A 24,430-nucleotide genomic window follows, 5' to 3' on the forward strand; every position below is an offset into this window, starting at 1 on the left:
TTTGTCGAATATCGTTTAGTTGATAAGGAGCATGAGAATTAAAAGTAAAAAAATTAACAAAGAAGAGTTTGATCCTGGCTCAGGATGAACGCTAGCGATAGGCTTAACACATGCAAGTCGAGGGGTAACAGATCTTCGGATGCTGACGACCGGCGAACGGGTGAGTAACACGTATGCAACTTACCCATAACTCGGGAATAGCCCAAAGAAATTTGGATTAATACCCAATAATACAGGCGTACCGCATGGTATTCTTCGTTAAAGAATAATCGGTTATGGATAGGCATGCGTTCTATTAGGTAGTTGGTGAGGTAACGGCTCACCAAGCCGACGATGGATAGGGGAACTGAGAGGTTGTCCCCCCACACTGGTACTGAGACACGGACCAGACTCCTACGGGAGGCAGCAGTGAGGAATATTGGTCAATGGACGAAAGTCTGAACCAGCCAAATCGCGTGAAGGAAGAAGGTATTATGTATCGTAAACTTCTTTTGTAAGAGAGTAAAGTGCACTACGTGTAGTGTATTGCAAGTACCTTACGAATAAGCATCGGCTAATTCCGTGCCAGCAGCCGCGGTAATACGGAAGATGCAAGTGTTATCCGGATTTATTGGGTTTAAAGGGTGCGTAGGTGGTCTAATAAGTCAGTGGTGAAATCTCTTTGCTTAACAAGGAAATTGCCATTGAAACTGTTAGACTTGAGAATGGACGAGGTAGGCGGAATTCGTAGTGTAGCGGTGAAATGCATAGATATTACGAAGAACTCCAATAGTGTAGACTGCTTACCAGACCATATCTGACACTAAGGCACGAAAGTGTGGGTATCAAACAGGATTAGATACCCTGGTAGTCCACACAGTAAACGATGAATACTAACTGTTTGCGATATACAGCAAGTGGTCGAGCGAAAGCGTTAAGTATTCCACCTGGGAAGTATGCCGGCAACGGTGAAACTCAAAGGAATTGACGGGGGCCCGCACAAGCGGAGGAACATGTGGTTTAATTCGATAATACGCGAGGAACCTTACCCGGGCTCGAACGATATTTGAATACATCCGAAAAGATGTAGCTAGCAATAGCAAATACCGAGGTGCTGCATGGTTGTCGTCAGCTCGTGCCGTGAGGTGTCGACTTAAGTGTCATAACGAGCGCAACCCTTACCGATAGTTACCATCAGATAATGCTGGGGACTCTATTGGGACTGCCACCGTAAGGTGTGAGGAAGGAGAGGATGACGTCAAATCAGCACGGCCCTTATGTCCGGGGCGACACACGTGTTACAATGGGAGAAACAAAGGGTCGCTACCTGGCAACAGGATGCTAATCTCGAAAATCTCTCTCAGTTCGGATTGGAGTCTGCAACTCGACTCCATGAAGCTGGATTCGCTAGTAATCGCACATCAGCCATGGTGCGGTGAATACGTTCCCGGGCCTTGTACACACCGCCCGTCAAGCCATGGAAGCTGGAAGTACCTGAAGTATGTAACTGAAAAGAGCGTCCTAAGGTAAAATCAGTAACTGGGGCTAAGTCGTAACAAGGTAGCCGTACCGGAAGGTGTGGCTGGAACACCTCCTTTCTGGAGCAAGTTATCAACATAACAAAAACAATACAGAGGATCTCCATTTGTACTACAAATTATGGAACTTTCTATAGCAATTGAAAACAAGTATCTTAAAAAAAACCAGTGAAGCAAAACTACAAAACCCAAAAATAGTCCTATAGCTCAGTCGGTTAGAGCACTTCTCTGATAAGGAAGGGGTCGGCAGTTCAACTCTGTCTGGGACTACTGCCAAAAAGGGGAATTAGCTCAGTGTAGGTTTGGTGTCTATATATTCGGTATTTATATAATATAATAAACAATACTATCAATTTTTATTGTCTTTCGATTTGATTTGGATAGAGAATATCTCTCTTTCACTATAGTAACTTGCAATGGATGTGCTAACAAAGTTTTGTAGTTAACGTACAAATCCATCAACGGAATATGCGGGAATTACGGGATAAACACAGTGAAAAATCTCTTCTGTGTCGCGACAGTATCATCTCCGTAATGATTTACAAACTGATTTCTTCCTTGTAATCAAGAGCTCATCGTAACAATTATAATAAACACGTTTTGTATCCATCACAAAACGTAAATCTACAATACTCCTGCCGATTAATACACAAAATTCTTTCGTACTATTACTAATAATTGATCAGAAAAATTATATGAATTTAAGTTTTTACCAAAAGATTATTAACGATTGTTAGCGACAATTCCCACTCATCCACTCTCCCAGATAATAATATTTGCTAACAAAAGAAAGATATGTACTCTTACAATTTTATTTTTAGAAAAAACCTACCTTTTTTCTCTGAAATTTCATATTGCATTTTTAATTTGCTTTTTAATAAACGTTTCCACCTAATATTCATATCTAAATCATCATCACTAAATTTTCCAATCTCTACTTAACCGTTATAAAAGCCCTTCTGGTATAAATACAGACATCTTCCCCCCGCAAATTAAAATACAATTTTGAACACTCTATACCTATTTGAACTATAAAACACATATATCTTTAACAACTCAATATGAATGATACACATAAATCAACTTACACTATATGAAAAAAGCTAAAACCGATAGTATTTCTCATTCCATATGATGACATTATGACAAGCACTGGAAAAAATGGCTAAATGAAGCATTCTTCGCGAATGTCCATTTTTTTTAGGTGAAGGGGGGACAACAAGAACTACACTAATCACTTATTCTTTTTAGAGCGCTTTTATTGGAACACTCCATTACTCTAGCTCTCTATAGAGAGCTATTAATAACAAGTTAGAGGAGTAAACTTTAAAAAATCATGCAAGTCTTAAATATTTTTTCGTTACATCCACTATTTTCAATGAAAATGCTTCTGCGTATTAAAACCTATTCAATAATAGAAATCCTCTGGAATTAACTTTAAATCTCAAAAAAAATTAAATAAAAACGAAACAACACATCAACAAATTCTTCACAAAACTTTTTTTTGTAGTCCATAGGGGAATCGAACCCCTCTTTCAAGAATGAAAATCTTGCGTCCTGACCGATAGACGAATGGACCCCACTCAAATCCTAATGTATAAAAATAATGTTTATTTTTCAGATTTTCAAAATACACTCTATCTTTTCCAAAATTCTTCGCTTGCAATTTGTTAAATTTACCCTTAACAAACCCAACATAAGATGCTATATAAAACAAAAGCTATCACTCTATATAATATCAATTACAACGATAATTATTCCATCGTCCATGTTCTTACTGAAGAATTTGGTCCTGTATCTTATCTAACAGCCAAATTTAAAAAGCAAAAAACACATTTGTCCAAATCATTTTTTCATCCTTTATCCCTAGTAGAATTGGAAGTAGAACACAAAAATTTACGAGAAATTCAATACATCAAAGAAGCGAAAACTTATATCCCACTAGTCTCTCTCTTAAACAATCCTATAAAAAGTAGCATCTGCATCTTTTTAGCTGAATTTATCAGTAAGGCATTGAAGGAAAAACAATCAGACAAACTATTATTTAACTATATTCTCCAGTCTATCCAAGTTTTAGAATTTATAGAAAAAAACTATTCAAATTTTCATTTAGTATTCACAATTCGCTTAAGTCAGTTTCTCGGATTTTATCCCAATAATACAGACTATAGTAAAGGAATGTATTTTGATATGCAGAATGGCATTTTTGTACAACAACAACCTCCTCATACCCACTTCGTCCATTCAGATGATAGTTGGATAGTTGCCAAGCTATTACAAATGAATTATGAAAATATGTTTCATTTCCAATTTACCAGAAATGAAAGAAAAAAGATTATTTCCCAAATTTTAGAATACTATTACCTACATTTAGGTGGATTTTCGAAAATAAAATCCTTGGCAATCCTCCATTCGGTTTTTGACTGATTCTTTTGCAAAATGCCACCTTTATGCAAAGAAGCACTGGTATTGCCTCTGTAGTTCAATGGACAGAACAAAAGTTTCCTAAACTTTAGATTTGGGTTCGATCCCCGACAGAGGTACATGTGCTCCATATCCTCAACTTCCAACTCTTCGATCGATAATTCCTATTTTCTCCTCAATAAGAGTTAATGAAGATTTGAGATTAACAATCTTATTTTGTATCTCCCGAATAAGTGTATCACCCTTTTTTGAAGATGCAGACACAAACCCAATATTGTTTTCATAGGTTTGAATATCGTTTTTTATTCTTGAGTGTTTTCGAATCAATTGATCTAGCTCTCCTAAGGATTTATTCTTAGTACTCCCCCCTGTACTCACAGCCAATATTGTATTCAAATCAGATCCATACGATTGCAATTCTTTTTCAGATTTACTTGCTTTCAAACGTTCAAAAAAACTATCGATTGCTTCGCAATATTTATCATAAATTTTCCTTTTTTCACCAAAAGGGACAAATCCTACATTATTAAAATGCATTATATGTTCACGAAACAGAGTCAGCACCTCACCTATCGGAAGAGAAACATCAATAGTTTGAATATTAGATATAATTTCTTTCTTATTTTTTAAATTCACCACTTCTTCCTTCCTTCGAGAAAGGAAATAAGCATTCTTACGTTCAAAAAAACAATCACAAGCATCGACAAAACGAACCCATATTTCCTTCGAATGTTTATGAGCTACACTTCCTACAGATCTCCATTCCTTTTGAAGAGCAATTAACTTGTCCGTTGTTTCCTTCCATGCTTGGCTGTCTTTCAATGATTCAGCCTCTATACAAAGTGCTTCCTTCTTTTTCAAATTAGCACTTAAAGTTGCATTCATCCCCTCAAGAAAACTATTTTTTGCACGAAAAAAATTATCACACGCCACGTTAAAACGATCCAACAATTGTCTTATATGTTGTCTACGCACAAAACCAATTGACTTCCATTTGTTTTGAATTTCCAAAACACATTTAGTTTGTTTATCCCATTCTTTAAACGAGACTAGTACAGAATAATCTATATTTTCCACTTCTTCACAAAGAACGGTTTTCTCTTTCAATTTTTTTTGCTCACATTCCTTTAATTTTTCAAAATGTTGTTGGTATTTTTGATTGATAACAGACATTGCCCGTTTAAAACATTCCCAAACATCTTTACGACATTCACGAGCAACAGGGCCTATTTCTTTCCATTTATGATAGAATCGATGCATTTGATGAAAAGCAGAAATCACATCAGGTTCCCTATCTAAATGCTCTACTGCTGCACAAAGTTCTTGCTTCAATTCTAAATTTTTTTTAAAATCATAATCTCGCATCACATCGTTAAGCTTGACTAAATCATAAAACTGATTACTAAAATAGCGATACTCCTTCCACAAAGCATTCGTGAAATTTTGCGGTACTCGTGCAATCTCCTTCCACTGGTACTGCAATTCTTTAAATTCATCAAATATTTCACGAAAATTCCTTTGTTTATCTTGATCAGCAATAAGCCTCTTGATTCCTTCTATAATATTTCTTCCATCAACAAGATCTTGTTTTTTATCTTTCTTAATCCCGACAGCCAACCTTTTTTTTTTATCACGAAATCTAACTAATAGCTCTCTTAGTTTTTCTTCAATTGTATCTTTTTCTTTTTGAAATTCTTCAGTTCCATTCCCTGCCATCTCAGTTCCATTCCCTGCCATCATAAATACTTTTATAGATGCCTCTGCTTCAATCTTTTTTAATTTGTAGAATGCTTGCTTTAAAATTTCTACTTTATTTCTAACAAAATTATCTACTGGTTGTTCTATAACAAGAGCTAACTGTTCAACTATTTCTTCCTTTTTATTCAATTTACTTATAGCCATAGAAAACTTTTCTATACTATTTTCTTGTCCTATTTCGATAATAGACTTACCAACATTTTTTATTGTAGAAATAGCGTAGTTTCCTTCATCCATTGTATCTTTATTTAAAGTATTTACTTCGCACAGGACTCGCAGAATATATGCCAACTTAAAACAGGTACAGCAAATTGCCACTGCAATTTGCAAAGTTATATTTTTTCGCAAAAAAATTATATCGAAACAAAAAATCTCAACAATGAATCTATTTTAAATTAAAATAGCTATGGATTAGATAAGTAATAAATACAGTTTCAAAACCTCTCGATTGCAACTTATAGCCTTCAAAAACAGATAAAAGAAAAATTGAAAAACTATTATATGAATAGTTTAGTTTTAAACTAAATAAAGTAGTATGTTTGCAACAAAATAAGAGAAGAGAGAGGATTCCTCTCTCTCTTTTATTTTGTAAAATATGTTTATAAAAACAACAAATCGTAGAAAATCTCTTGAAAAATACCAATAAAAGGAGCGATTTAAAATAAAAACATTGAAAATTAATTATAAAAGAAATCCGAACGTAATTATAACCTGACTCAATTCTTAGATACTTTACTTATGGTGAAAAAAAAAGTGAAACCAAACATGATTGAAGCGTTTGCAAACTTCAAATCAAATAAGAATATAGATAGAACAACTTTAATCAGTGTATTGGAAGAAACATTTCGCAATGCTATCAACAAAATGTTTGGTTCAGACAAAAACTATAATATTATTGTCAATCCGGACAAAGGTGATTTTGAAATTTGGAGAAATAGAGAAGTGGTTCCAGATGACAAATTAGAAAACCCTAACTTGCAAATAACATTATCGGAAGCTCGAAAGATAGATCCTGATTACGAAAGTGGCGAGGAAATAAGCGATGCTGTAAACTTTTCTTCCTTTGGAAGACGTACAGTTTTAAATCTTCGTCAAATATTAACCTCCAAAATACTAGAATTACAAAACAATTCGCTTTATAACAAATATAAAGACAAAATAGGGCACATTGTTACCGGAGAAGTGTATCAAATTTGGAAAAAAGAAATACTCCTATTAGATGACGAAGGGAATGAATTAATCCTCCCAAAGTCAGAACAAATCCCCAATGATTTTTTTCGTAAAAACGAATCTTGTCGTGCAGTAGTACTAAGAGTAGATAATAATTATAGTAATCCAAAAATAATTCTTTCCCGTACATCTAATTCATTTATGCAACAATTATTTGAACTAGAAGTTCCCGAAATTCAAGACGGATTAATTACCATTAAGCATATAGCTCGAATACCTGGCGAAAGAGCTAAGATCGCCGTTGAATCATACAATGAACGTATTGACCCTATAGGTACATGTGTAGGAATGAAAGGTATGCGTATTCATGGGATTGTTCGTGAACTACGTAATGAAAATATAGATATAATCAATTATACATCAAATATTTCTTTATTTATCCAAAGAGCATTAAGCCCCGCCAAAATTTCTTCTATTAAAATCCATGAAAAAGAGAAAAAAGCGGAAGTTTTTCTTCGTCCTGAGGAAGTTTCATTAGCAATAGGGAAAAGTGGATTAAACATTAAATTAGCTAGTATCCTAACAGGATATACTATTGATGTGTTTCGTGAAGGAGAAAATGATGATGAAGATATTTATCTAGATGAATTTAAAGATGAAATAGAAGAATGGATAATTGAAGCATTAAAAAACATTGGTTGTTATACTGCTAAAAGCGTTTTGACAAAAAACAAAGAAGAAATCGTACGTCAAACCGATTTAGAAGAAAATACGGTAGATGAGATTTTAAAGATACTCAAGACCGAATTTGAAGAAGAATAATTAATTATGGCTATTAGACTTAATAAAGTAACAAAACTTCTGAATGTAGGACTTTCAACAATAGTCAAATTTCTACAAAGTAGAGGTTATTTACGAGAAGAAAATCCAAATACAAAAATTAGTCCTGAAGAATATGAAATCCTTAACCAAGAATTTCATAAAGATAAACATGTGAAACTTGATTCAGAAAAACTTAGTAAAGAACGTTTTCAAAAGGAAAACTATGATAAAGATAAACTGAAACAAATAGAAGAAATAAAAATGGGAATCCCTAGATCAAATGAATTTCAGTTACTTTTAACAAGTAAATTGGACCTTGACACTTTGCCACAAGACAAATCACAAACTACTATTGAGATCAAAAAAACTATTAAAACGTCTGAAATCAAAGAAATTAAACGTGAAAATAAAACTGACATTCTTAAAGAAAGAAAACAAATTGAAGAAATAAAAAATTCTTATTTGAACAAACAACAAAAGAAATCCAATTTGCTCAGCTCTACGGACTCGACAATCAATTTTACCATTACTGGCAAAATCGATTTAACAACTATCAACAATGCTACCCGTCCTAAACGAAAAACAAAAGAAGAAAAACAAAAAGAAAGAGAAGAACGAAATAAAAAAATAGTCAATATTAAAACAGAGAAAACAACTCAAGTAAATGCAGGGAAAAAATCAATCGCTTCCACACAAACAAACATAGAAATACTTAAAAGGAAAAAACGGAACCGAATCAAACATGAAAAAGTAAACATTGAACAACAAAATATTTCTACAATTCCTAATCCTAAAAACAAACACTTTAAATTTCACAAACCGACATATAAAAATGAAGTAAGTGAAGAAGATGTTCAAAAACAAATCAAAGAAACTTTAGCAAAACTAACCAATAGTAGTCTGAAGAAAGGAACAAAATATCGTAAAGAAAAACGAGATACACTATTGCAGTTAAAGAATGAGCAGTATAAGATAAAGACACAAGAAAATAAAACAATCAAAATCACAGAATTTGTCACTGCTAACGATTTATCGAAAATGATGAACGTACCTGTAGTTCAGGTTATTTCTACTTGTATGTCCATTGGTATTATGGTATCCATTAATCAACGTTTGGATTCTGAAACAATCGACATTGTTGCCGATGAATTCGGATACAAAACAGAATATGTAAGTGCGGAAGCTATTGAAACCATTATTGATGATGAAAACGAAAATCAAGAAAAAGAATTAGTATTGCGCCCACCTATCGTAACAATAATGGGTCACGTAGATCATGGTAAAACATCCCTGCTTGACAACATCCGCAACACTAATGTTATTGCAGGCGAAGCTGGAGGTATTACTCAACATATCGGTGCTTATAACGTAAAATTAGATGATGGTCGTAAAATTACATTTCTGGATACCCCCGGACACGAAGCATTTACAGCTATGCGAGCTCGAGGAGCCAAAATAACCGATATTGCTATCATTATTATTGCATCTGATGATAATATAATGCCCCAAACAATTGAAGCAATTAACCATGCTGTAGCTGCAGGAGTTCCTATCATATTTGCTATTAACAAAATAGATAAACATGGAGCAAACCCTGAGAAAATCAAGGAAACACTTGCCTCCATGAATTATTTAGTAGAAGATTGGGGAGGGAAATATCAATCTCAGGATATTTCTGCAAAAAAAGGTATCGGAATACAAGAATTATTAGAAAAAGTATTATTGGAAGCAGAACTTTTGGATTTAAAAGCTAATCCTAAGAGATATGCCATAGGTTCGATTATAGAATCTTCCTTAGACAAGGGAAGGGGTTACATAGCAACTATGCTGATACAGAACGGTACACTCAAATTAGGAGATATTGTTTTAGCAGGAATATATTTTGGTCGTGTAAAAGCAATGTTCAATGAAAGAAATCTAAAAATAAAAGAAGCGGGTCCTTCCCAAGCAGTACTAGTTTTGGGATTAAATGGTGCCCCTCAGGCAGGTGACACCATACGAGTAGTGAAAACTGAACAAGAAGCCAGAGAAATTGCCGCAAAACGGGAACAATTGCAACGAGAACAAAGTTTGCGTACCCAAAAATTACTAACGTTAGACGATATCAGTCGACGTATTGCTGTCAAAAATTTTCATAAACTGAATATAATTGTCAAAGGAGACGTAGATGGTTCCGTAGAAGCTCTTTCCGATTCGTTAATTAGACTTTCTACTGAACAAATTCAAATAAATGTTATACACAAAGGAGTAGGACAAATATCTGAATCAGATGTCATTTTAGCCACCGCTTCCAATGCTTTCATTATTGGATTTCAGGTTCGTCCTTCTCTATTAACACGCAAATTGGCAGAAAAAGAAGGAGTGGAAATTCGTTTATATTCAATTATTTATAATGCTATAGAAGAAGTAAAATCTGCTATGGAAGGTATGCTTATTCCTAAAACTAAGGAGGAAATTACCTCTAATGTAGAAATACGAGAAGTATATAAGATTACTAAAGTAGGTTCCGTTGCTGGTTGTATAGTCAAAGAAGGAAAAATTAAACAAGGAGACAAAATTCGCTTAATACGTAATGGAGTTGTAATTTACACCGGCGAATTAGGCTCATTAAAACGTTATAAGGACTATGCAAAAGAAGTTACACAAGGGTGCGAATGTGGACTCAATATTCACAATTTTAACGATATTAAAGTAGGTGATATTATTGAAACATTCGAAAATATAGAGACAAAACAAAAACTATAAACCTAGAAAATATTACAAATATGCAAAAATGACAAAAATAGCTTTTACTTGCTCACAATGTGGTAATAATTCTCCAAAATGGATAGGTAAATGTCCTATTTGCAATAAATGGAATACCTATAAAGAAAAATTTGTCAATAAACCTGTTTCTACTCAAAATTTATCAGAGTCGTCTTATCTCAATAGATTTCAATCTAATCCACTGTTATTAAAAAATATTCAAAAAGATAATGAGATCCGAATGAATATGATAGATCAAGAATTCAATCGTGTTCTAGGAGAAGGATTGGTCCCTGGCTCATTAGTTTTGATTGGAGGGGAACCCGGCATTGGTAAATCTACTTTTGTTTTACAAACAATATTAAAATTAAAATACAAAACATTATATATATCAGGTGAAGAAAGTACAAAGCAATTGAAATTAAGAGCAGAAAGATTAAATATAGAAAATGAAAACTGTTTTATCGTATGTGAAACTAATTTGGAGACTATTCTTGATCATATCAATCATATACGACCTAATCTAGTAGTAATTGATTCCATTCAAACGCTCTTTACAGAACGAATTAAATCCAGTCCTGGAACTATATCCCAGATTCGAGAAAATGCATCTATCTTATTGACATTTGCAAAAAAAAACGATATCTCTTTTTTACTTATTGGACATATAAATAAAGAAGGAAATATTGCAGGACCCAAAATATTAGAACACATTGTAGATACAGTTTTGCAATTTGAAGGGGACAAAAGCCATATGTATCGTATTTTACGAAACATAAAAAACCGTTTCGGAAATACTGCAGAACTAGGAATTTACGAAATGAGACAAAATGGATTACGAGAAGTCAGTAACCCCTCAGAATTATTATTAAGTCAAAATTACGAAGGGCTAAGTGGAATAGCTATTGCTGCTGTTATAGAAGGTATAAGAGCATTTCTAATTGAAACACAAGCATTAGTGAGTAAAGCTGCGTACGGAGGAGTACCTCAAAGAAGTTCTACGGGTTTTGATATCTATCGAATGAATATGCTATTAGCTGTTTTAGAAAAAAAAGTTGGATTTAAATTAAGCCAAAAAGACGTATTTTTAAACATTGTCGGTGGATTACGCATCATTGACCCCGCAATAGACTTATCAGTAGTGTCTGCTATTCTTTCATCAAATTTAGATATATCTATCAAACAAGAAACATGTATGTGTGGGGAAATTGGACTATCAGGCGAAATTCGTCCCGTCAGCCGAATCGAATCAAGAATATCCGAAGCAGAAAAACTCGGATTTCAAAGAATAATCATACCAACAAATAACCTTAAAGAATTTAATTGTAAGCAATTAAACATCACCATCAAACCCGTAAAAAAAGTAGAAGAAGCATTCAAAGAATTATTCAAGTAAAAATCCATTAATCTCTTTCCCAAAGATTTTTCATCTGTTTTTGCATTCTCAATTCCTTTGGATTTTTTTGAGCAAACCAAAACTTTTTATCTTTAATCTCCTGAGGTAAAAAATCTTGTTGAACAAAATTATTTTCATAATCATGAGCATATTTGTAACCATTCCCATAATTTAAGTCTTTCATCAATTGAGTCGATGCATTTCGCAAATGCGAAGGAACAAAAAGACTACCTGAACGAGTAACTTCTTCCAAAGCATTTTCTATTGCTTCATAAGCTGAATTACTTTTTGGACAAGTTGCCAAATAAATTGTCGTTTCGGCTAAAACAATCCTACTTTCAGGCATTCCAATTTTATTAACAGCATCAAAACAAGCATTAGCCAATAATAAAGCAAAAGGATTAGCAAGTCCAATGTCTTCCGAAGCAGTGATAATCAAACGGCGAGCAATAAATTTGGGATCTTCGCCTCCAGCAATCATTCTCGCCAACCAGTAAACAGCAGCATCCGGATCGCTTCCTCTAATAGACTTAATAAATGCAGAAATAATATCATAATGTATCTCTTTCCCTTTATCATAAGCCACAAAATTTTCTTGCAAATAGTTTCCAACTATAGAATTAGTAATAATAATACTAGATTCTTCTACTCTACCCTTTTCTACCTCAACAACTAATTCCAGAATATTCAACAACTTACGAGCATCTCCATTTGCAAAATGTAACAATGCTGTAGTCTCAGCTACTTCTATCCTATATTTCCGCAATTGGTTATCTTCTTTCAAAGCTTTATGCATCAATGCAAGCAAATCTTCATTTTGAAGATTCTTCAATACATATACTTGACAACGAGAAAGTAATGGACGAATAACCTCAAAAGAAGGATTTTCAGTTGTTGCCCCAATCAAAATAATAGTCCTATCTTCTACAGCAGTCAAAAGGAAATCCTGCTGAGATTTACTAAAACGATGTATTTCATCAATAAAAAGAATAGGACGAACCCCATTAAAAAATCGAACATCCTTCGCCTTATCGATAACTTTTCCTATGTCTTTTAATCCAGAATTAACGGCACTTAACATAAAAAATGGAATATTCATTTGATTAGAAATAATCCGTGCCAAAGTTGTTTTACCTACGCCAGGTGGTCCCCATAGAATAAATGATGAAATATATTCTCCTTCTATCATTCTTCGTAGAATACTTCCCTCCCCAACTAAATGTTTTTGTCCAAAAAAATCGTTAAGAGATTGAGGACGCATTCGTTCAGCTAAAGATCTATTCATTACTTGAGCCATACGAAAATAAGTATAAAATAGGCACATAATATTTCTATTATAATAAGAGTATACAAACTCCCCATAAAAGTCCTATACAAACTATCTATAAAATTCTTTTGTATTTCCACAACATACCTTTTAGTATCTCCCATAAAATCACTAACTATTTATTTTTTATTCAAATGTATCAATCCATAAATCATTCGAGCCATTTTTATCAGAGAGCCTTCTTTTTTTTAATTCCTTGTACATAGGCAAAAAAATACAACAAGTAGAAAGAGTAAAATAAATTATACAGATGACAAAAACAATTTTTACAGAAAAGTTTCTCCATACTTCAAATACTTAGTGAATAATTTCCTCGACCTAAAGATAAAGAATAATCAAGAAACATCAATTTTACTAAAAAAGTAAAAATAAACTGTATTTTTGTTCCAACATAGAGATATACTATGCAATTTTTAGAATTAAAAGAGATGGTCTTCCATGCCCACCATGGAGTAATGGAACAAGAAAGAAAAGTAGGCAATACATACGTCCTTGATTTGAAAATCCACTTTGACTTTTATAAAGCTGTTAATACCGATAATCTAAATGATAGTATCAATTACATTTCTATCTATGAACTAGTAAAAAAAGAAATGGCTGTTCCTTCTCATTTGATCGAAAATATAGCTGGTAGAATCATTCGCCGTATTCAAATAGATTTTCCGAAAATAAAACAGATAGAATTACGCTTAGCAAAAAAAAATCCTCCTTTTGGAGGAGGAGATATCAAGGAAGTTGCTGTATTTATCAGAAAATAATATCTGACATCTAACACTTTCGGGTTTCTGATTTCAAAATATTTTTCACATTTTTTATCTTTATACTATCATGATTGATAATTGTTCATCAATTCACAAACATCTACTAATTTTTTTCTTATTTCAGTCTTACAGATTTTAAAGAAAATGAGTTTTTAATTTAATTGAATTTCCTCCTATTTAAAGAAAGTAAATAGCATATACAATGGCCAATCCAGCTATTTCATAGAATAGCTAAGGTCTTACAAAGAATGATTACCAAAATCAATCATACTCTATATGGCACATATCACTTTTAATCTTTTTAAGAAAACTTATATAAATAATTTCTAAACAGCTATTTGTTATCAGTAGGATAGAGGAAGAAAATACTGAAAACATCATTTATACACTCAAAAGTAAATAGTGCGTTTCCACTGAGATAAACTAATACTTTCCATTTTTTTATCCTTTTATCCCGCACCTACAATTAACTACTATAAACTCCTCTTGATTTGTACAAATCATTTCTGCGTCAGAAATACTTCCTTTTTTCGAAATGACTTTAACTTTTCTATAATTTCCAAAATCTATTGCTACTTCATATATTTCAAGTTCCTATCACTACGCAAACATGTTTTTGTAATAACAAAAACTAGTTTTCAACTATTTATTTTTGTAATACTCCAAAGCTTATTGTTTCAATATACTCATAAATGGCACTTAAAAATCCAATAACAAAAATTCCTATCGTGCAAATCACCATACTAATCCGATTATAATTATCTATTCCGATCTTTTCTAATACAACTTCCCCTCTTTTTTCTATAAACATCGCTTTAACAATAAGCAAATAATAATAGAGAGACATCACAGTATTCAACAAAGCAATAAAAACTAAAATATATTGTTTTTGCTCAGCTGCTGCCATAAAAATAAAAAATTTACTAAAAAATCCAGCAAAAGGAGGAATACCTCCCAATGAAAATACAGCTAACATCATTACAAAAGCCAATCCAGGATTAGATCGATATAAACCATTAAAAGATACTATTCGTGTATCTCCATTTGTTTGGTATTCTACAGAAGCAATTACTCCAAAAGCTGCCAAATTAGAGAATAAATAAACAAGCGTATAAAAAATAGTAGATGTCATTCCTTGTGCCGTTCCAGCAATAATCCCCAAAAGAATATATCCCGCTTGAGAAATAGAAGAAAAAGCAAAAAATCGCTTAATATTTTGCTGACGAATAGCAAATAAATTACCCAAGACAATTGTGGCAAGCAATAACCAACACAAAATATTATTCCAAATCAGTTCAATTCGTCCAAATACCTTGTACAATACAAAAATCAGAGCAAATGTTGCTGCTCCTTTTGAAACTACAGACAAATAAGCTGTAACACTAGTAGGAGCCCCTTCGTATACATCCGCCGTCCATAAATGGAAAGGCACTAAAGATAATTTAAAACCCAAACCACCAAAGAAAAATACAAATCCTAATTTCACCAAGGGTGAACTAACAATATTCAAAGCTATATCAGAATAATAAAAGCTTCCCAAACTTCCATATAAGAAAGACAACCCAAACAACATGACTCCTGAAGATAAAGCCGATGTCAAAATATACTTTACAGCCGCCTCTGCCGATTTTTCTTGATATTTATCAAATGCAACCAAACAAGCCAAAGGCAAAGAAGCTGTCTCCATGCCAATATATAACATTACGAAATTTTCAGCAGAAATCATAAAATACATTCCTAACAATGAAATCAACATAATAACATAGAATTCTCCTTGCCTAAGAAGCATTTTTTCTGATGATAGCCATTTATTGGCTTGTAAAAAAACAAGAAATGTAGCTACATTGAGAATACTTTTCATAAAAAAAGTGAGCTGAGAGCTGATATGAATTCCTCCAAAAGCTTCACCGTACATTGTAAAATAAGGGGGAAACTCACTAATAATTACAATAGCAAACCCAACAATTGCTATATTTTGAAAATATTTTTTCCATTCTTTGGAACAAAAAGTATCATATAAAAACAAGATCACTAACAAAGCGATTAATTTTAGCTCTTGCTCTATGCATAAAAAGTTACTAAAATCCATGATAGATTATCATTTAGTAAGTTTAACCTTTGATTAAAAAGTTAGTTTTGCAACAATAGACCCCAAACTATTACTAACTATTTCAGATACCCCTAATGGATACATACCAATAAAAGAAATAGCAATAATCAAACAGATTATAGACACCTTTTCATACCACACTGCATCTGATAAACCAATATGATGTCGATTTTGAATAGTTCCGTAAAAAACTTTGCCTATCGTCCGAAGGATATAAACAGCAGTAATTACAATAGAACAACAAGTAATAACTGTCAATATTCTATGAAATAAATCCGAATGCTGAAATGAACCGACAAAAATAGTTATTTCTGCCACAAATCCACTCAATCCAGGAAGTCCTAATGAAGCTAAACCAGCAATTACGTAACACGCTGATACAAACGGCATAATCTTCATCAAACCTCCCATCTCTCGAATATCACGAGTATGTGTCTGACCATAAATTAATCCAATCAAAGCAAAAAATAATGCAGTCATCAAACCATGAGATAACATTTGCATAATTGCACCAGTCATAGCTGTCCGATTCATCATTAAAATAGCAAACAATACTAGTCCACAATGACTTACAGAAGAATATGCATTGATATATTTCAAATCTGTTTGAACAATTGCACTAAAAGCTCCATAAACAACACTAATACCAGTCAATACTAAAAATATCCAACCTAATTTGTAAGCAGCTTCTGGCATCAGATAAATAGCCACACGCAAACACCCATACCCTCCAAGCTTCATTAATACCCCCGCATGGAGCATAGAAACTGCAGTTGGTGCGGAAGCATGACCATCCGGTGACCATGTATGAAAAGGGAACAAAGCTCCCAAAACTCCAAATCCTAGAAAAGTAGCAGGGAAAAACCAGAGTTGATACTCTATTGGAATATGCAGTTTTACTATTTCCAAAATATTCATTGTTGTTGCTCCAGACGAATAATAAATACCGATAATTCCTACCATCAGAAATGCTGAACCTCCCATTAACATTAAGGTTAATTTCATCGCCGAATATTCTTTTCTCCCTGTTCCCCACAACCCTATCAATAAATACATAGGGATCAAAGCAACTTCATAAAACAAAACCATAGAGAATAAATCAATGGAAATAAAAAATCCAAATACTCCAACCGATAATAAACAATACCATAGGAAATATTCTTGTGCCATATTAACATTCCAAGAAGAAAAAACTCCTGCAAACACAATAAGAACAGAAAGCACTAACATTACCATGGATATTCCATCTACGCCTACCGTATAGGAAATATTTAAAGGAGCATACCATTTAATACTCGATACAAACAACATTTCAGCATCAGAAACAGCTCTCTCTCGAAAAAACAAAACCGCTAATGCAGCAACTGACACGGCTAAAGCAGATACACCAGTCACCATTACAATTCGAAAAGATTTTATTCCTTTACACAAAAACAACGCAATAATCATCAGTACTGGAATAACTACAAATAAAGACAAAATATTCATTATAACTTATTATTAAATATTCGTATGCAAAATTTCAAAAAATCTCCTATTACTCCTATTAATTTATTGATACATAGTTTCTCGAAATTTTCATATGAATCAATGGAAGTAAAATATACACAAAACATCTTACCACTCAAATTTTTTCCACTAAAATACTATCTATATTTAACAATTCTAATCCATCATAGATCAATAGTTCGCCTTCTATCAATTCCAAATCAATTCCGAACACTTCTCTTTAATAATCAATACCGATCTAAAAAACTCTTTATTATGATGTGTCATTAATACTTTTCATCATTCTCAGTATATTTTTTTATACATAAGCATTTTTCCATAGGAAATTACAATTCAAAACATACACTTTTCTCAAGAGAGGAACCCTACATCTATTTTATAGATCTAAGATGGTAATTCGAATATAAATTCCCACAACCTCTTTCTTCCATTTTTACATTCCATTGGTTTAAATTTAATCTACTCTTTGATGAAAAATATTTCATACTTGCCATTTTTATCTGATACAAAGACAAAGTATACGACTTAACAACCTTGAGATGATATACTTTCTTGAGGCTTTTACAACTCTCTCCCAACCCAATTATGTTACTGATTCTATAATGCATCTTCCATGGATATTGAAACATCAACTTCAAAACTATTATTTGAAATACAAAATTTTCCAATACAATGTTTTTTATTAAAAAAAAATGAATACTTACAATTTTCACAAATAAAAAACATTGATTATTCATTAGATCGAATAACTTCAATGTTATAACCACTTATATTACTATAAGTGGTATTGATAATTGGTATTGAAAAGATTACACTATTTTACTTCTCATTACACAACGATAAATCCATTTATTAAATATTCCCCATAGCCCATATTTGCAAAATATGGTTCTCTCATTTCGCAAATTCTATAATGATATCAAATCAATTTCTTTGATATCATTAATAAAATGAGATTGTCTAAGTTTATAACTTACTTTATCAAATTCAGCAATTTTTTTACTATTAATTCCCCTTTCTTAAATCTAAAAAATAAAAATACCTACCCCTTATCTTGTTTAGTATCATAAATAATATCAAGTCTTGATAAATTTTCAGCATCAAACCCACTTCACAAAAAACGTCTCCAGTAACACATATTTAATATAAAACATGATATTCCATTATCAGTAAATAACTTAGCTAACAAACAAATGGGTTTCAAATGCGACTTTTACTATTGCCCTTTCAATAGGTTAATTCAATTTCTTATTGATATCATGTGATGGTGATTTAATTTCTTTGCCTTCTCAAAGTCAAAATAACACTTTCTTAGTCTAATCTAATAGGATAAAAAAATATGTTCATGAACTGGAAAGATACCTAAAGATACCTATAGAAAAACAAGAAGAGCTCACATAAGATTACCTTCCAGATAATCTTATTCACTTAAGATCCATCATTGTTCCTAAATACCTATCGCAATTCTTTCAGACAACATTAACAATTATTTGTACTAAAAATATTTTCCCTTAGATTTTACTAAACTTATGTTCCTTGCAATTTTGAAATTGAAATCTATTTTTCTTGTACAGCCCACTCCCATACAAAAAAAATCCTTTTATCCCAACAATATAATAACATCACTAATATTCAGATAAAACGAACCCCAATGAATCTCTATTGATATTTTCATTAGAAAGTTCTTTATTCCTTTTAAAGGATCAATCTTTATAATTTAATTCCTATACTATCAAGTATAAAACCAATTTCATATTTATATCAAGAGTTACTCAAATAAAAAGAAGTTTTTATTTACAAAAAAAAACCCCATATCGTTATCAATGTTAAACCTGAAATAAATATCCACATATAAAATTGTACATGACCAGACTGCAATCCTTTTACAGATAATGAAAATCTCTGTATTGTCCAGGCTAAACCATTCATACTCCAGTCAATGATATGACGATCAAACCATTTGACAGATTCACAAATAAATTGAAAAATCACCCTTTTTGTCATCCACATCCAAATTTCATCCCAATAAAATTTGTGTAATATCAATTTATAAAGAACACCACAAAATTGAGCAATTTTAGCAGGTCTACCACTATCTTTCAAATACAAAAATGCTGCTATTCCAATACCAAACACAGCTATCATAACACTCATAGAAGCAACTGTCCAATTAATATGCGTATGCAACGAAATATTATCACTGCTAACAAAATTAGCAAACGGTATTAAACCACCAAATACAGAAAAAACACTTAATATAACTAAGGGGAATATCATCAAAAATGGTGATTCATGCGATGCATGATATATATCATACTTTTTCTCACCATTCCAAAAAATACAGAAATACAAACGAAACATATAAAATGCTGTCAATCCAGCAACAACCCACAATATCCAAAAGATAATCGGTTGATAATGAAGCGTGGCCACTAATACCTCATCTTTACTATAAAAACCAGAAAAAGGAGGAATACCCGCAATAGCTAAACAAGCTATTAAAAAAGTAATATTGGTTATAGGCATATACTTATGTAAACCACACATATTATTCATTTCATTACTATTCACCACATGGATTACTGAACCAGCTCCCAAAAATAATAAAGCTTTAAAAAAAGCATGAGTAAAAAGATGAAACATAGAAGCCGTATAACCCAAACCTTCATATCCACCATATTTCGATACACCCAAAGCAGCCATCATATAGGAAATTTGCGAAATAGTTGAAAATGCTAATACACGTTTTATATCAGTTTGAACAACAGCAATAATTGCTGTAAAAAAAGATGTAAAAGCTCCTACGAAAGCTATCATTTTTAACACACTGGGAGCGGCAAAAAAATAAACAGGAAACAATCTCGTAATCAAATACACACCTGCCACTACCATTGTTGCTGCATGAATTAAAGCCGAAACAGGAGTTGGACCCTCCATTGCATCAGGCAACCAAATATGTAATGGGAACATTGCCGATTTACCAGCTCCACCCATAAAAATTAAAGCTAAAGCCCAAACAGAAACAGATAATCCCAAGAATGTTCTGCCTGCTGTAGAAGCAGTTACCAATACAGCATTATTAGCTGTCAATGCTCTGAAATCAAATGTCCTCGTATAATAAGAAAGAATTAATATGCCTATCAAAAAACCCAAATCAGCAAAACGAGTAACAATAAATGCTTTTTTACTTGCAGCTACTGCTGAAGGCTTGATATAATAAAACCCTATCAACAAATAAGAACTTACCCCTACCAATTCCCAAAAAATGTACATTTGAAAAATATTGGTAGCCACTACCAAACCCAACATTGAAAAACTAAATAATGAAAGAAAAGCATAATATCGTTGAAATCCAATTTCACCTTTCATATAACCCAAACTATAAATATGGACCATCAATGACACAGTTGTAATCACTACTAACATCATTACGGAAATAGGGTCTAATAAGACTCCTAAATTAATGTGCATTTCCCCCATAAAATGAAGCCACTGAAAATCCAACGGAACAATTTCTTTCCATACTCCTTCCCCTTTTTTCCCTATTCGAAAAAAGTACTGATAAGCCATCACATAAGCTGTAAAAGTACAAATACTCATTCCTCCTGTTCCAATAATTCCAGATATATTCGACTTTAAGTTCGTTCCCAACAATCCTAATACAAAAAAAAGGACAAAAGGAACTATTATAATTAACAAACTGGACATGATATTTACTCGCTTTTTATTTTATACATAACACTAACTTACATATTTCATTATTATAAATTCCTCATTGAAATATGTAGCGTTACATGCTAATTTATATCTTAATGGTAAATAAGAACACAATCTTCAGAAGATATAAAAAATAAATATCTCCTCTTAATTAACTTTAATCTCTTACTCAATATTAACTTTTCTATTTTTATCTCATATAAATTCGATAGAGATCAAACTAACAAGATTAATGCTCCTCTATTCATAGAATAACTTATTTAAGATATTCAATTTTCCCCTCTTTATTCAATCTATTCCAGTCAACCTCCCGAATATAACCATACCACCAATCACCATGGACATCCTTATTGGAAAGCATCAACCAATCTCTTTGCTTGTAATCCCATCCCTCAATGTAAAATGTCGTAGATTGACCCGAGGACTCAAACGTATAAAACTTTTTCTTGCTAGAAGCAAAATTGTATGAGTGCTCAACAATATCAACCCAATTATCATAATATGGATCCTGCCATCTACATTCCCCATTGAAGCTAATTATAGTTTGCCTAAAACCTTCTTTATTCATCGAATAACAAAAAAAGCCCATAGTCAATAATAATAACGTCATCAAACTTTTCATTTATCTACCTCCTTACTTATTATAATTTTTTCGTTTAAGTTCCTTTAGTACATTTATCTACACCTACCACTGAATTATCTATAAATCGTATATTTTTTATATAAATCAATCCTCTGTATCAGTAACTTCTTTAAGAAAGAAGACTATTATAAATCTCTATCTCCAAAATAGTTGATAAAAAATAACATTCCCCATTGCTTGACATGTCTATAAAAACATCTAATCACACCCACCATACCCATAATCCAACAACACTCGCCTTCCAATCCACATCTTAACACAATATCAGCGAAGCAATAATTCAAGGCACACAAAAAAAATCACAAAACCATATATGAGACATATAATTTGAATTCAAATAACCCCCCTATCCCAAGTTTATCATCCTCCTAAACTAGGAACTACAATCAAGTAATTATTATATTATGCTTTTTTAAACAGGGATATCTTTATTTACATTTTTGCTACCAAACAATGCATAATAAAATAGATACACAAGACCAGCAAGAGGTAGACAATAAGAAATCATATAGTTCTTATCAGTAAGATCTACAATTCCATTCTGTATCAATGGAATAATACCACCACCCATTACCATCATCATATAAATACCCGAAGCTGTAGTAACGTACTTTCCTAACCCTTCAATAGCCAAATTAAAAATACTTCCCCACATCACCGATGTACAAAAGCCCACTAATACGAGAAATAATGCACTAATAGGTACTCCTTGCAAACCAAAAGCAGAACCAGTAAAAACAGGCATTTTAATCTTTTCTGAATCAGCTATAGAAATAGCTGTTAAAATCAAAAAAATAGCAATACCAGAAGCAACTGCTAATAATGTTTTACTGGAAACTTTATTAGCAATACTCGTCCCAAATAAACGTCCAATTAACATCAAAAACCAGTAAGTACCTGCAACTGTCCCTGCAGCAGCAGGTGGTAACGAACCTCCTTCTCGAGACTCTAAAAAGAATTTCATAGTACCTGGTATTCCGACTTCAATACCTACATATACAAATATCCCTACTGCTCCTAACACAAAATGACGGAATGACCATGCACTATACTTTGAAGATATATCTCCCACTTTTTTATCAATAGCAGGTTCCGGAATATCAACAGTATACAAAACAACGCCTACAAATGCAAAAACACTCATGCCAATAAATAAAACTGGATTTACATTAGAAAATGTAGTCCCTTTAGTTATTTCGCCAATCAGAGCCCCTACTAATATCGGAGCAAGCGTTGCCAAACAAGAATTACAAACACCTCCTGCTTGCAGAAGAGTACTTCCTTTTTTTCCACCGCCTCCCATTTCATTCAACATCGGATTGGCAACTGTATTCAACATACACATAGAAAAGCCAGCTACAAATGCACCCAGGAGATAGATAATAAAACCCAAATTCCCATTAGTTTTACCAGAAACAAATTGGATGCTTATACCCAAAAAGCCAACTATAATAGCACAAAGAGCCGTTTTTTTATAACCAACCTTTTCTAACAATTTTCCGGCTGGAATACCTATAAATGCATAAGCAGCAAAATTCATAAGATTTCCCAACATCCCCAAAAAGTTTGAATTTTCGTATTGATTTTTCCAAATAGTTCCTACCGGAGCTGCCAAATTAGTTACAAAGCCAATCATTCCTAAAAGAGTAATCATCATAATAATAGCAATCACATTGCTATTTTTCTTTTCCGTTGACATGACAAATCTTAGATTAAAAGTTAAAAACTAAAATAGTATATAAACAAAAAAACAAGAGAAAAATCTTCCCTTCTCTCAATCTCTTTATTCCTTCATAATAGGTATTGGAAGTACATTTTCATTTTGTTCTTGTTGTTGAGGAATAGTTTCCAGAATATCCTCCTTGATAATAGAATCTTCTAAAGGGCTCTGATGTGACATAATCACCGATGCAAGAATACATAATACAATAAATGAACCCGCCAACCACCATGTAATTTTTTCAAATAAATCCGTAGTTTTACGAACACCCATTACCTGATTGGCAGAAGTAAATCCAGATGCCAATCCACCCCCCTTGGAATTTTGTACAACAACAACAAATATCAACAAAATAGCAACAATTACAACAAGAACTACAACAAAAGTGCACATAATCTACATTTATAACGAATGAATACTCTTTCCAAGAGTGTAATCTGTACACTTGTACAGTTTTACAAACAAAAATTTTTACGGATAACGCAAATAAAATCTTTCAATTACAGACTTGATTGGATTTAAAGAAAACACACTAAATACCCAAAACTTTCTCACATTTTTTTCCATTTAAAATAAGCCTAACTAATTTCTTCAAAGAAGAAATTAGCACCCTCTTTAATTACCTAAATAATAAAATCTAAATAACAAAGAGAAAAACTTATTACTTGAAACACTTTCGCCCTTTAGTACTCAAATTCATACCCATACCCACTATTTTTTCGAAGTCTTTTCTCCAAAAAGAACACTTATTACAATACCTTAATAACACAAAGCAACTTCCATAAAAGAAGAAGACAATAACCCATCATAA

13 protein-coding genes, 3 tRNA genes and 1 rRNA gene are annotated in these 24,430 nt (G+C 32.5%); 8 read left to right on the forward strand and 9 right to left on the reverse strand.

Annotated elements, in window-relative coordinates; translation table 11 throughout:
* Positions 1-56: 56 nt before the first annotated feature.
* Positions 57-1,577, forward strand: a 16S ribosomal RNA gene (locus tag CFPG_RS00270).
* 136 nt (positions 1,578-1,713) lie between these two features.
* A tRNA-Ile gene (locus CFPG_RS00275) sits at positions 1,714-1,787 on the forward strand.
* Positions 1,788-3,024: 1,237 nt separating this feature from the next.
* Here the strand turns inward: CFPG_RS00275 and CFPG_RS00280 are convergent.
* A tRNA-Glu gene (locus CFPG_RS00280) sits at positions 3,025-3,096 on the reverse strand.
* A 122-nt stretch (positions 3,097-3,218) separates the two neighbouring features.
* On the opposite strand from CFPG_RS00280, the gene CFPG_RS00285 reads away from it, so the two are divergent.
* Both CFPG_RS00285 and CFPG_RS00290 read left to right on the forward strand, forming a co-directional pair.
* A complete protein-coding gene (locus CFPG_RS00285) occupies positions 3,219-3,944 on the forward strand; it encodes a DNA repair protein RecO (RefSeq protein ID WP_012573074.1) in 726 nt (241 codons plus the stop codon).
* 44 nt (positions 3,945-3,988) lie between these two features.
* Positions 3,989-4,060, forward strand: a tRNA-Arg gene (locus CFPG_RS00290).
* Positions 4,061-4,076: 16 nt separating this feature from the next.
* Here the strand turns inward: CFPG_RS00290 and CFPG_RS00295 are convergent.
* Complete coding sequence (locus tag CFPG_RS00295) at positions 4,077-5,936, reverse strand: DUF349 domain-containing protein (RefSeq protein ID WP_050720660.1); 1,860 nt, start codon at positions 5,934-5,936, stop codon at positions 4,077-4,079.
* Between the two features lie 501 nt (positions 5,937-6,437).
* On the opposite strand from CFPG_RS00295, the gene nusA reads away from it, so the two are divergent.
* From nusA to radA, 3 genes are read left to right on the forward strand one after another with little or no spacing between them, the layout of a single operon-like run.
* Positions 6,438-7,691 (forward strand): transcription termination factor NusA, encoded by a 1,254-nt coding sequence (nusA, locus tag CFPG_RS00300; RefSeq protein WP_012573076.1) that lies wholly within the window; start codon positions 6,438-6,440, stop codon positions 7,689-7,691.
* A 6-nt stretch (positions 7,692-7,697) separates the two neighbouring features.
* Positions 7,698-10,436, forward strand: a complete 2,739-nt coding sequence (gene infB, locus CFPG_RS00305) for a translation initiation factor IF-2 (protein WP_012573077.1) — start codon at positions 7,698-7,700, stop codon at positions 10,434-10,436.
* Between the two features lie 28 nt (positions 10,437-10,464).
* Positions 10,465-11,832, forward strand: coding sequence for a DNA repair protein RadA (radA, locus tag CFPG_RS00310; RefSeq protein ID WP_012573078.1), 1,368 nt, complete (start codon positions 10,465-10,467; stop codon positions 11,830-11,832).
* 7 nt (positions 11,833-11,839) lie between these two features.
* On the opposite strand, the gene CFPG_RS00315 is transcribed toward radA, so the two are convergent.
* The gene (locus CFPG_RS00315) at positions 11,840-13,156 is read right to left on the reverse strand and encodes a replication-associated recombination protein A (RefSeq protein ID WP_012573079.1); all 1,317 of its coding nucleotides are present in this window, start codon (positions 13,154-13,156) and stop codon (positions 11,840-11,842) included.
* Positions 13,157-13,563: 407 nt separating this feature from the next.
* Here CFPG_RS00315 and folB point away from each other — a divergent pair, with 407 nt between their 5' ends.
* On the forward strand, positions 13,564-13,917 hold the full coding sequence (gene folB, locus CFPG_RS00320; protein WP_012573080.1) for a dihydroneopterin aldolase: 354 nt from the start codon (positions 13,564-13,566) through the stop codon (positions 13,915-13,917).
* A gap of 649 nt (positions 13,918-14,566) precedes the next feature.
* On the opposite strand, the gene CFPG_RS00325 is transcribed toward folB, so the two are convergent.
* The 6 genes from CFPG_RS00325 to secG form a co-directional block, all read right to left on the reverse strand.
* Positions 14,567-16,009 (reverse strand): NADH-quinone oxidoreductase subunit N, encoded by a 1,443-nt coding sequence (locus CFPG_RS00325; RefSeq protein WP_012573081.1) that lies wholly within the window; start codon positions 16,007-16,009, stop codon positions 14,567-14,569.
* A gap of 33 nt (positions 16,010-16,042) precedes the next feature.
* Positions 16,043-17,518, reverse strand: coding sequence for a complex I subunit 4 family protein (locus CFPG_RS00330; RefSeq protein ID WP_012573082.1), 1,476 nt, complete (start codon positions 17,516-17,518; stop codon positions 16,043-16,045).
* A gap of 1,815 nt (positions 17,519-19,333) precedes the next feature.
* Complete coding sequence (gene nuoL, locus CFPG_RS00340) at positions 19,334-21,247, reverse strand: NADH-quinone oxidoreductase subunit L (protein ID WP_012573084.1); 1,914 nt, start codon at positions 21,245-21,247, stop codon at positions 19,334-19,336.
* A 265-nt stretch (positions 21,248-21,512) separates the two neighbouring features.
* Positions 21,513-21,866 (reverse strand): hypothetical protein, encoded by a 354-nt coding sequence (locus tag CFPG_RS00345; RefSeq protein ID WP_012573085.1) that lies wholly within the window; start codon positions 21,864-21,866, stop codon positions 21,513-21,515.
* A 445-nt stretch (positions 21,867-22,311) separates the two neighbouring features.
* The gene (locus CFPG_RS00350; RefSeq protein WP_012573086.1) at positions 22,312-23,598 is read right to left on the reverse strand and encodes an MFS transporter; all 1,287 of its coding nucleotides are present in this window, start codon (positions 23,596-23,598) and stop codon (positions 22,312-22,314) included.
* 84 nt (positions 23,599-23,682) lie between these two features.
* Positions 23,683-24,012, reverse strand: a complete 330-nt coding sequence (secG, locus tag CFPG_RS05140; protein ID WP_012573087.1) for a preprotein translocase subunit SecG — start codon at positions 24,010-24,012, stop codon at positions 23,683-23,685.
* Positions 24,013-24,430: the final 418 nt, after the last annotated feature.

This window comes from Candidatus Azobacteroides pseudotrichonymphae genomovar. CFP2 (assembly GCF_000010645.1).
Classification (GTDB): Bacteria; Bacteroidota; Bacteroidia; order Bacteroidales; family Azobacteroidaceae; genus Azobacteroides; species Azobacteroides pseudotrichonymphae.